Annotated in this window: 8 protein-coding genes; 5 read left to right on the top strand and 3 right to left on the bottom strand. The window is 57.3% G+C overall.

The genetic code is table 11. The features are described 5' to 3' along the window. Nucleotides 1–4 precede the first annotated feature (4 nt). A complete protein-coding gene (locus tag GGR28_RS17720; RefSeq protein ID WP_183497166.1) occupies nucleotides 5–895 on the bottom strand; it encodes a hypothetical protein in 891 nt (296 codons plus the stop codon). Nucleotides 896–1062: 167 nt separating this feature from the next. Then, nucleotides 1063–2106, bottom strand: coding sequence for an alpha/beta fold hydrolase (locus tag GGR28_RS17725; protein WP_183497167.1), 1044 nt, complete (start codon nucleotides 2104–2106; stop codon nucleotides 1063–1065). A 272-nt stretch (nucleotides 2107–2378) separates the two neighbouring features. Between GGR28_RS17725 and GGR28_RS17730 the strand changes: the two genes are divergently transcribed. From GGR28_RS17730 to GGR28_RS17745, 4 genes are all read left to right on the top strand, one after another. Next, the gene (locus tag GGR28_RS17730; protein ID WP_183497168.1) at nucleotides 2379–3746 is read left to right on the top strand and encodes a Gfo/Idh/MocA family protein; all 1368 of its coding nucleotides are present in this window, start codon (nucleotides 2379–2381) and stop codon (nucleotides 3744–3746) included. Between the two features lie 209 nt (nucleotides 3747–3955). Beyond that, complete coding sequence (locus GGR28_RS17735; protein ID WP_183497169.1) at nucleotides 3956–4807, top strand: phosphatase PAP2 family protein; 852 nt, start codon at nucleotides 3956–3958, stop codon at nucleotides 4805–4807. 185 nt (nucleotides 4808–4992) lie between these two features. Further along, on the top strand, nucleotides 4993–6831 hold the full coding sequence (locus GGR28_RS17740) for an arylsulfatase (RefSeq protein WP_183497170.1): 1839 nt from the start codon (nucleotides 4993–4995) through the stop codon (nucleotides 6829–6831). Between the two features lie 101 nt (nucleotides 6832–6932). Continuing rightward, entirely contained in the window at nucleotides 6933–7658 is a 726-nt protein-coding gene (locus tag GGR28_RS17745; protein ID WP_183497171.1) for a DoxX family protein, read from the top strand. Between the two features lies 1 nt (nucleotide 7659). Here the strand turns inward: GGR28_RS17745 and GGR28_RS17750 are convergent, their stop codons facing one another. Next, nucleotides 7660–9327, bottom strand: coding sequence for a hypothetical protein (locus tag GGR28_RS17750; RefSeq protein WP_183497172.1), 1668 nt, complete (start codon nucleotides 9325–9327; stop codon nucleotides 7660–7662). A 156-nt stretch (nucleotides 9328–9483) separates the two neighbouring features. On the opposite strand from GGR28_RS17750, the gene GGR28_RS17755 reads away from it, so the two are divergent. Then, nucleotides 9484–10521 (top strand): hypothetical protein, encoded by a 1038-nt coding sequence (locus GGR28_RS17755; protein ID WP_183497173.1) that lies wholly within the window; start codon nucleotides 9484–9486, stop codon nucleotides 10519–10521. The last annotated feature ends 164 nt before the right edge of the window (nucleotides 10522–10685 follow it).

A 10685-nucleotide genomic window follows, 5' to 3' on the forward strand; every position in this document is an offset into this window, starting at 1 on the left:
GAGCTTACCAGGGGGTGTCGTCCAACTTTCCGATCAGGATATTCGGCCCGTCCAGAAACTGCAGGCGGTAGATGACTACCGTGCCTCCGCCAGTCAGCTTGTCGTATGCAGCCTTATTTTCTTTTCCCTCCACGAGGGGGAGCCATACGATGCCCCGCCCGGGGATTACGGTTGCCAACATCTTGAGGGGGGCTTCGGAACGCCGTTCGACCTCTTCTTTGGTCGGTTCACCGTTTCCGGATGATGGAATTCTCCGAAAATACTTGTCCCGCAGCAAATCCCGCAGTTCCGTTTTATAAACGGTATTCGGGTAATAATCGTAAGCGCACACGAAGGGTACACCGACCGGACCCGACTCTACGGTATCGGCCGAATCCACTATAAACATGCGATCGCAGGCATTGTCCCTTCCGTCCCAGAACACAATTCCTGGCGGATCGTCCTCTCTGGCATGGTGGCAGAAGTCTGGGGCGGCCGTCGAGAATTTGTCCGCTTCGTCCGCGGGACCGTGTTGCAGGTCGTAGAGCCAGAAAAAGAAGTGGGAGTGTTGCGCTCCCGTTACCAGGGGGGTGTGCACGAGCTTGCCGTCGGCCTGTTTCTTGCCGTAGTGGGACTGCATGTCCTCATTCCAGGCGAGTGAATCGATGCGGGAGAATCCCTTCGGCAGGTTGATCACGGTCATTCTACCGTTGAATACCCGCTCGGTGCCGGGCTTCTGGGTGGGGTCTAAATCCTGGTTGGGTGCCGCGCGCACCCTTATGCAGGGAATGGGCCCCAGGTGCAGCTCTTCCAATGCGGAGTGATCGATGGGAAGTCCGGGGTTAACGGGTTTGGTAAGCGTAAAGGTTTCGCGCTTATCGATCTCCGTAGCGGCGGGGGGTGAACTATCGTCCATGGTGTCAAGTGTTCTCTCAGTGGTAAAATAATTGACCTCCCCCGAAAAGGTTAGTACTCCCGCCCCTTTAAGGTAACCCGCCTCCAACGGATTTTCGCATGCGTTGCTTGACTTTGGGCGGGGGCGCAGGAGCAATCAACACCACTCAATAACATTGATTTCTATGTTTAGAAATCCCCTAAAGCCTCCCTTATCACTCGCGCATATTCCTTTGCATGGCTGCTCCAAATCCCGTGGCCGGCGCCCTCCACGACATACAGCTCCCCGTCGTTGAGGTGGGCAACGGTGCGCTGCCAGATGGCGGCCCCGGGGTCGACGTAGTCGCACGTGCCGTAAATGACGCGGACGGGGCCGGCAAAATTTTTCAGGGCGGGCCAGAAACCGGCTTGTTGGTCGGCATAGGCGGTGTCGGCCAGGATGGCGTCGGCGACGGCCTGACTGTAGAAGGCCATGCCTCCTTTCGTATTTCGCCAGTTGCCGACGTCGCAGGAGTTGACGGCCGTAAAGAAGATGCGCCAGCGGCGGGTGTATTCGCGGTCGGTACTGCCGGCAAATAGGGTGCGGAAGGTGGTCAGTGGGTCCGCATCGGCCAGGGAATCGGGAACCATTCCTTCGGCGCGCATTTGCTCTACGGCCCGAATTCGCATGCTCTTGTAAACCTCATTGCTTGTTTCGGCCAGTTCCAGCGAGTCCGCTTGGGGCCACACCTCGCGGACGTACTCCATATCCGGCACGCTTTTGAACGGTACGGGGTGTACCGCTCCACTCATGACCAATGCGCGCACTCGCTCGGGGTATTTGGCCAGGTAAGCATACGCCAGGGCAGCACCCATCGAGTGGGTAACCAGCGTGAGTTGTGCCAGCTGGAGGGAGCGGCGCAGGTCATCGAGGTCTTCCACCAGCCGGTCGATGCGAATGGTGGAATCGGGGGCGGGGGAACGCAAGGAGCCGCGTTGGTCATAAAAAACAAGGCGGTAACGGTCGGCCAGCGGAGCGAGAGGCTCCAGCAGGTAGCTGTGCTCGGCCCCCCACCCGCCGTGCAGGACCACGATGGTATCCGGACCCTGGCCCACCTCGTAGACAAACATTTGGTGGCCGTCGTCAGTAAAGTTGTACCACTGTTCCGGGGCGGTGGTGGACTGGGCGGCAAGTGGGGTAGTGGGAAGCAGGAAACAGGAGAATAATGCGAGGAGGGGTAGAGATCGAATCATTTTAGGGTGTTTAGCAGGGCACGCGCTGGTACCGTCATTTTGGTTTAGTTAAATGGACGAGCGATCCGGGCGGCGGTTGCACCGGTCTTACCCGTCCGACGGCTTAAGCGGTCGGACGGGGTGACCCGGTCGGCGATTTGAAAGGGTGGACGGGGTGTTGATTGCTCCTGCGCTCTGCCGCCGGATTATCAGCGTGATTGGTGCTTTAGTACGGCGGGTTTCGGTACAGTGACGTTACTTGCGGGACGATCAGTCAAAAAACTTCCCAGCTTATGTCCTCCCGCTCCCGCCGCCATTTCCTACGTCAACTCTCGGCTGGATTGCTTGCCGGCCCACTGCTCTCTGAATCAGCGGCGGCCCACACCCTGGCAAATCCGCGGGTGTCGTTTGGAGCGAACGAGCAAATCAACCTGGCCTGTATCGGGCTGGGGATTCAGGGGTTTGGCGACCTAGCGGCGGCCCTCCAGCATCCGGGAGTTAAGCTGGTCGCCGGTTGCGATCTCTACACCGGCCACCTGGAGCGGGCGAGGGAAGTGTACGGCTCCGATATTTTTCTTACCCGCGATTATCGGGAAGTATTAGCCCGCACCGACGTAGATGCCGTAATTGTAGCAACGCCCGACCACTGGCACGATACCATTACTATTGAGGCGCTCGACGCCGGAAAGCACGTGTACTGCGAAAAGCCGTTGGTGCAGCGGATTGATGAAGGACAGGCGGTACTCGCTGCGGAACGCCGCAATCCGGGCATCTTGATCGTAGGCAGCCAGCGGGTAAGTTCCATCCTGACCGAGCAGGCCCGGGAAATCTACCGCCGCGGGGACCTTGGTCAGCTCGTCCTGGTCGAAACCTTCAACGATCGCTTTAGTGCCCTTGGGGCCTGGCAGTACTCGATCCCGCGGGATGCCTCGCCCGCCACCGTGGATTGGGAGACCTTCCTCAAGGATACCGGTGACCGTCCCTTCGATGCCGAGCGCTTCTTCCGCTGGCGTAATTACCAAGACTACGGGACGGGCGTAGCGGGCGATCTCTTCGTTCACCTTTTTTCCGGTTCTCACCGGATACTTGATTCCCTAGGTCCAGAGCGCATCTATGCTACTGGAGGACTTCGCTACTGGAAGGATGGCCGGGACGTCCCCGACGTCTTTATCGCCAATTGCGACTACGGCGAGCAGGAGGGGCATCCGGCGTTTAACATGCAGTTGCGCGTCAATTTCGTAGACGGCGGCGGCGGCGGTTCGCGGATTCGCTTTGTCGGTACCGAAGGTAGCCTGGAGGTTGGGGGCAACAGTCTCACCCTACGGCGCAAAACCCTTTCCGCGGCCCCCGGCTACGGCGGTTGGGATACGTATACGACCTTTCCCGAAGCTACCCGTAAGGAATTTGAGGAGTGGTACCGCTCCGAATATCCTTTGCTTCCGCCGGCGGTGGTCGGCCCCGCGGAGTGGAGCTACCGCAGTCCGGAAGGGTACAGCGAGCACGTTCACCACTTTGCCAACTGGTTCGAAGCTATTCGTAACGATGGCCAGGTCGTAGAGGACGGAGCATTTGGCTTCCGCGCCGCCGCCCCCTCTCTGCTCGCTAACGTAAGCTACTTCGAGCGTAGGGTAGTGGACTGGGATCCGGTGGGCATGAAGTGATCGTTCCCGCTGACCGATGCCGTATACCTTCAGCGTGATGAAGTCCTGAACAACCGATTTGCGCCCGACGGCATTGCCCTGTATCGGTGCGGATAGCGGAGGTAAGTAGCGGGTCGGAACCTGTTCGTTGCGGCTGTTGAAGTCTCCCGTATTGCAATTAAACATATCTAGTTTGGACGGGGTAGTACCTGGGCAAGAACCCCGAACCTATGGCACGTTACTTTTTCCTCTTTATCGCACTGTTTTTACTGTCGCTGACCGCCTTCGCGCAACCCAGTTCCGGAGGAGATGAGCCCACCGAGAAAATTTACCGGGTGAAGCCGCTGCCGGAACTCGGTGCCGCAGCAGTAGGACTAGGAGTGACGATCTACGCTTTTCAAAAGATCAATGGAAAGGATCGATTTGACGCCAATGCCCTGGATCGCGGGGACGTCCCGGGTTACGACCGGTGGATATTCCCGGACAACACCAACCGGATATCCGGGGCGAGCGGAGCCAGCGACATAGGTTTCTATGCGGGAATCGGACTTCCCTTCGCCCTGTTTCTGCACCCCACTATACGCAAAGACTGGTTTGACATCACTACGATGTACGTCCAGGCCCAGGCTCTGAACGGCTTGCTGTACGCTGCTACGCCGATCGGTCCGAGCGTGATCGATCGCGCGCGACCTTCCGCCTACTACCCGGATTCGTTCGACGACGGCAGCGCCCCCGGCAAGGACCTGAATGGCTTCTTTAGCGGCCACGTCAGTACTACCGCCACGGGCACCTTTTTCGTGGCCAAGGTGCTTTCCGACTACCACCCCCACTGGACCGGCGGCCAGCGTGCCCTTCTCTACGGCGCAGCCAGCATACCTCCCCTTTATGTAGCAGTACAACGCGTACGTGCCCTCCGTCACTTCCCCTCCGATACATTGGTCGGATTCGGTATCGGCGCGGCAGTTGGCGTCCTAACCCCCCACATCCATAAACGCTGGCAAGAAAAGCACCGTTCTTCCCTGGGTCTTAGTGGGGGCTTTACGGGCGACGCGGGTGTGGCCGGTGTTACTCTCACGTTTTAGCCGTCCGACCGCTTAAGCCGTCGGACCGGGTCACCCGGTCGGCGATTCGAAATGGTGGACCGGGGGGGGGGCTACCGGGTTACCGTACGCTACATCTGACACTTTCCCTGCCGTATATGGTTATTCAATTCCTGGGACTATCCGGTATCCTTACTTTGGGTGAACTATAAATGTAATTTCAACCCATGCTCATCCCTTCCTCGAGGTCGCCGTCCGCAAGCTTTAGCGCGTTCGCCGTTTTGCTTCTCCTTCTTTTTGTCTCTACCTGCGCTAAGAAGCCTACCGGCCAAGCCAGCCAGCCGGATAAGCCCAACGTCATCATCGTCATTACCGACGACCAGGGCTACGGCGATCTGGGCCACACCGGCAACCCGATCATCCAGACGCCTGCGATCGATCGCTTTGCAATGGAATCGGTCAGTCTGACCAACTACCACGTCGGAACCACCTGCGCCCCCACCCGGGCCGGCCTCCTTACCGGCCGAAATTGTAACCGCAACGGCGTCTGGCACACCATCCTGGGTGCGTCCATGCTCAACGAGGACGAAACGACGCTGGCCGACGTATTCCGGGCAAGGGGCTATGCCACCGGTATGTTTGGCAAGTGGCACTTAGGCGATAACCATCCCTTCCTGCCCCAAGATCGTGGTTTTGACGTAGCCTTCTACCACGGCGGCGGCGGGGTAGGACAGACGCCTGACTACTGGAACAACGATTATTTCGACGACACCTACTTCCGTAACGGCACCCCGGAACAACAATCCGGCTACTGCACCGATGTGTGGTTCGACGAGGCGATACAGTTTATCTCGGACGAAAAGGACGAGCCCTTCCTCTGCTATCTGAGCCTGAACGCTCCCCATAGTCCCTACAACGTACCCGAAGCCTATTACAACCGCTATGCGGATGAGGATCGGATCACCGATACCCAAAAGCGGTTCTACGGCATGATCACCAACATCGACGACAATTTTGCCCGTCTGCTGCGACAACTGGACGAACTAGGTATCGCCGACAACACCATCGTGATTTTCACTACCGATAACGGTACCGCAGCCGGTTACCAAGTGAATAAGCGGACCGATCAGGTCATAGGCTACAACGCCGAAATGCGGGGCACGAAGGGCAGTGAGTACGAGGGAGGCCACCGGGTTCCCTTCATCGTTCGGTGGCCCGCTGGGGGGCTAACCGACGCCCGGGAGCTTCCCGCCCTTACCGCACACGTCGATGTGCTGCCGACCCTGGTCTCCCTCACGGGACAAACGTACCAGTCCACAAAGGTTATGGACGGTACCGACATCAGCGGGTACCTACTAGGAAACAACGAAGCTCCGGACCGGCTTCTGGTCACCGATACCCAGCGCGTCCCCTGGCCGGAAAAAGGAAAGAACAGTTGTGTTATGGAAGGCGACTGGCGCCTCATCAACGGAAAGGAACTTTACGAAGTGAGCGAGGATCCCGGGCAATCGACCGACGTAGCCACTGCCTATCCCGACCGCGTGCAACGCATGAACGATTTCTACGACAGCTGGTGGACAAACGTAATCGCGGAAACCAAGCTCTCGGTGATTGAACTCGGAAGGGAAGGAACGGACGTAATTACCACTCACGATGCGCGCATTAATGAGGGATATTCTGCGTGGAACCAGACGCTGATCCGTCGGGGTGAGCCGACCGGTCCCGGCCCTTACGCCGTGAAATTCACCGAGAAGGGCAAGTATCGTTTCAGGCTGCACCGCTGGCCGGTAGAAAGTGGACTAGCACTCGGAGCCGCCATTCACGACAGCATACCCCCCACAGCATACACGGATGCCCGGATAAACGGAAACGCCCTGAATATCGAGAAGGCATACCTAAAGATTGGGGAACGGACTTATACGACCGATGTGGACCAATCTTCACCCGCTGCTACGATAGAAGCCGACGTAGCCGCTGGTGAAACGGAGCTACTGGCGTACTTCGACCTGGCCGGTGGGCAACGTACCAATGCATTCTACGTCTACGTAGAAAGGGTGGAGAATTAAGTAACCTTCATTGCTCCCGCGCGCCGCCGCCATCCTGTTTTACTTCATAACTTTATAAAATAAAGTTCTTTTTAAATTAGCCGTGCTATACCTTTACGGCTATGAGATTAGCGGAACGACTCGACCGGTTGCACTACCGGGTAAGGCAAAATCGGTGGCTACACTTCTTTGCCGTATTCAACCGCATTGCTTTAGCGGCCGGCTTCATTCCTTCGGGCATGGTAAAAATTTTGGGGGAACGGTTTACCGATCTGACGGTGAATCACCCGCTGGGCCACTTCCTCGACGCCTTTTTCCTTACGGGCTATTACTACACCTTCGTCGGGGTGATGCAGGTGACGGCGGCGGTACTCTTGCTGATCCCCCGGACAGCGCTGCTCGGAGCCTTCATCTACCTGCCGATCATTTTAAATATTCTGGTGCTGTCGCTTTCCGTGCGCTTTCAGGGGTCAATGCTCACGGCACCGCTTATGTTGCTGGCTAACCTGTACCTCCTGTGCTGGGATTACCATAAGATCCGCCTGATTTTTCCGTGGAATTATGCTGCGGCTGCTGCCCTGGTGCCCCCCCGGGAAGAGCAGACTTACCGCTTTCCGGTTCGTTTCGTGGCTGCGGTGGTGATCGCCGTGTTTTCGGTAGTGGCTACGGTCTTCGCAACTCTGAATTACGCCCTAATGCCGATGAATCGGCTCGATGACTGCCGGGCCCAGTGTGACCGTACGGTTGACGCGCAGTATTGCCTCACCTTTTGCGACTGTATCCATACGGAGGGTCGCTCACTGGGCGAATGCATGGATGCGTACGAGAAAGGGTTGAAGCCAGGGTAAGCTACTCACCTGATTTACTCCTTAGCTCCGACAGCTTCGAACGTGCCTTTTCGCCAGCCACTCCTGCGGGGTCCATCGTGATGACTTTCTCGTAGCAACTGACAGCCTTTTCTGCGTTACCGGCCTTCCGGTAAGCGTCTGCGAGACTGAGCCAGGCGTTGGAGGAGTCCGGAAACAAATCGGTGTTGAGGGAAAAAACGAACAGGGCGGCGTCCATTTGTCCCTGCCCGAGCAGGCTGTAGCCGGCCCGGTCGAACTTGCGCTCGAAGGAATAGTAGCGGTAATGGGGATCTTCAGCAAGGCGGCGTGCTTCGATAGTCAACTCTTCTATCTTTCCCGCCTCGAACAGCTCGGTCAAGTAGGCCATGGGGTCGAGGATGGCAATCTCACCGCCGTAATCCAGGATAGCCTCCATACTGGGATCGACGTTGTCGCGGTAGTCGGCAAAGGACATTTCCGCCGCCAGGTGGGGGGCAAGCCAGTCGTCGTTCTCCCACTCGGGTTTGTCTTGCCACCAGGCGAAGGAGAGGTAAGCGGGAATTCCACTGTTGGGCAGTTCTACGCGACGGTTATCACCGTAAAAATTGATGTTCTCGGCCGTGGGTTCCCCGACGAAGATGGCGTTGGTGTAGTTGCTCAGTTCATTGACCAGGTTCTGGGCGGCGGAGAAGGTGCGGCGGCCCAGGATCACGAAAAACTTTCCGGGCTGGTCGATCTTTTCGGTGCGTATGATGCCGGTCACCACCGCCTTGTTCTTGTAGTTGTTGCCACCGCCGTTGAGGCGTACGTCGAGCACCAGGCGATCCACTTCGTTGTCCTCAATAAATTGGAACACCTCGGCGTAGAAATCGGGCATGAGCTGGGTGGAGTCGTCCTGTACCTGACTCTGGCGTACGTATACGGTCTTAGCGTCGGGCAGGTACTCGTAGTAATAGATGCGGTCGAGGTGCCGGAGCCACAGGGGGGTGGTCGAGTTGTCGCGGGCGTCGATCCATTGCCCATCTTCGTGAACTAAGGAATAGCGAACGGGGTGGGTCGTAAAGTCACCCGGGCCAAAGGAAACGTCGAACGCTATCTCGTCCTTTTCCAGGCTCAGGGTGATCTCCTCCTGCCACTCCTCCGTCGCGCCCTGGGCGTGCAGTACCGCCGGATTTCCGAGCAGGCCGATCCCGTGAGCCCGAAAGAACTGCTCGTTCTCTACCGACACCACCGGCCGAATGGCCTGCAGGGCTTCGTCTACCGGCACCCCCGCCACGTGGGTCACGCGGGCACCTACTGCCTCGGCGTAGTCGCGGTGTGCGCCCTGCACGTAGATGCCGTCGGAGAACCAGTACAGATTGAACGGCATCTGCCGGAAGCCGTAACGGTTGTCCGGATCCCATCCATTGATGCGGATACCGGTATGCCCGTAGCCAAAGAGCGCTACGATACGGGCCAGACCGACGACCACCTCGTGGTCCTGTAAATTCGGGATGCCCTGGTACAATTTTTCGACGGCGGCATCGAAGGCTTCCGGCGTCACCTTTTTGAAAAGAAAAGGGTAGTCGTCGTGGACGGTTCGCTGCAAATAGCGAAGGTCTTCCCGCCACGCTTCGGGGGGCAGGTCGATCTGGGAGAAGGCGGGCACGACCGTAAAGAAGCAAAGGTAGATGAGGATTGCACGGCGCATGAGTAAGACAGTTAATTTCCTGGAATATAAGGACGACGCAGGGGGGGTAGGGTTGCGGGAAATTATTTACGACCAGTTCGTAACACTGTTCCGGCCCGGGGAATAACTAGTAGCCACCGGTCAGCGCGGCGCGGTCATCTTGCTAAATCCAGCACCATGTCAGCAAACAACTCTCAGGAATTAGTAGAACAACTGAAGCAGATGGTACTGTCCGCATCCTCCGACGCGAACATCAGTAACTCCGACTTACGCCGGGTGCTGCGCTTCGTTTCCAAGGTGGTGCAAGTGGTCAATCAGGCGTTTCAAAATGTCTATCCGCTCCTGATCGAGATCAAATTTCTACGCCCCGAAGACCTGCATACCGAAAAGCACCGGTTGATCCTCAAGGAACTGGACCTGCTGTGCTCCCGCGATTACTACCGCGACATACAACTCATCTGCGGTCAGCTACGCGAACTCGAACAGCAGTACACCGAACAGATCCAACCAATCGTCAACAAACTCAACCCCGACGGGCAGGACGACTTTTCCCAAGTCTTCAGCCTGCTCGAGCACCACGAAGGATACATCCTGATGATCATGCAAGACCTAACCTACAACCTGGTCCGCAGGCTGGAGCAAGTCGATGATGCCACTGAACTACAAAATATTAAAATCTATGCCGGCGACCGCGCCCGGGAGATCAAGAAATCACTCACCGAACTCCAACTGATCGGCAACAAAATTTTGGGCCTGTCGGGCAAGGAAGGCTTCCTGGAACTGACCCAGACGGACCGCCTGCAACTGCGCGACGAGATCCGCTACGACTTCAATATCGTCGACAACAGCATCCGCACCGGCGACGTATCCGGACAGCAAGTGGCCATCGGTCGCGACATCGCCCAATCGGTACACACCGAAACCCACACGGGCCTCGACGCAAAACAGGTACAACTGCTACTGGATGAACTGATCCGGGAAGTCCGCAAAGAAGGCCTCCCCGCGACCGCCGAGGCCAAAGTCATCAAGCAACTGGAGATAAGCAAGGACGAGCTCAACGAGGAGAACCCCGACAAAGACTACATCGGTAAAAACCTACAGAAGGTCACCGACACCATGGTGAAGGCGGGTACGATCATCGACCAATCGTCCAGCATCGGCCTCAGGTTGCTCAAACTCGGCAAGTGGATCGGTACGGCGATCGCATTTTTATAATTCACAAAAAAAAGCGGCAACCCGGGAACCGGGTTGCCGCTTAAATCTGCGTAATATCTGCGAAAAGAATCCGCGTAATCTGTTTACTATTGTCTACGCAAGTCCTGCATGGACTTTTTTGTCATACGTAACGTCTTTCTTCAGGCACGTGTACAGGACCCGGA

Source organism: Neolewinella aquimaris, assembly GCF_014197245.1.
Lineage (GTDB): Bacteria > Bacteroidota > Bacteroidia > Chitinophagales > Saprospiraceae > Neolewinella > Neolewinella aquimaris.

Coding starts and splice junctions, on each gene's coding strand:
- GGR28_RS17720 (WP_183497166.1), bottom strand. CDS start 895: ATGGACGATAGTTCACCCCCCGCCGCTACGGAGATCGATAAGCGCGAA.
- GGR28_RS17730 (WP_183497168.1), top strand. CDS start 2,379: ATGTCCTCCCGCTCCCGCCGCCATTTCCTACGTCAACTCTCGGCTGGA.
- GGR28_RS17725 (WP_183497167.1), bottom strand. CDS start 2,106: ATGATTCGATCTCTACCCCTCCTCGCATTATTCTCCTGTTTCCTGCTT.
- GGR28_RS17755 (WP_183497173.1), top strand. CDS start 9,484: ATGTCAGCAAACAACTCTCAGGAATTAGTAGAACAACTGAAGCAGATG.
- GGR28_RS17740 (WP_183497170.1), top strand. CDS start 4,993: ATGCTCATCCCTTCCTCGAGGTCGCCGTCCGCAAGCTTTAGCGCGTTC.
- GGR28_RS17750 (WP_183497172.1), bottom strand. CDS start 9,327: ATGCGCCGTGCAATCCTCATCTACCTTTGCTTCTTTACGGTCGTGCCC.
- GGR28_RS17745 (WP_183497171.1), top strand. CDS start 6,933: ATGAGATTAGCGGAACGACTCGACCGGTTGCACTACCGGGTAAGGCAA.
- GGR28_RS17735 (WP_183497169.1), top strand. CDS start 3,956: ATGGCACGTTACTTTTTCCTCTTTATCGCACTGTTTTTACTGTCGCTG.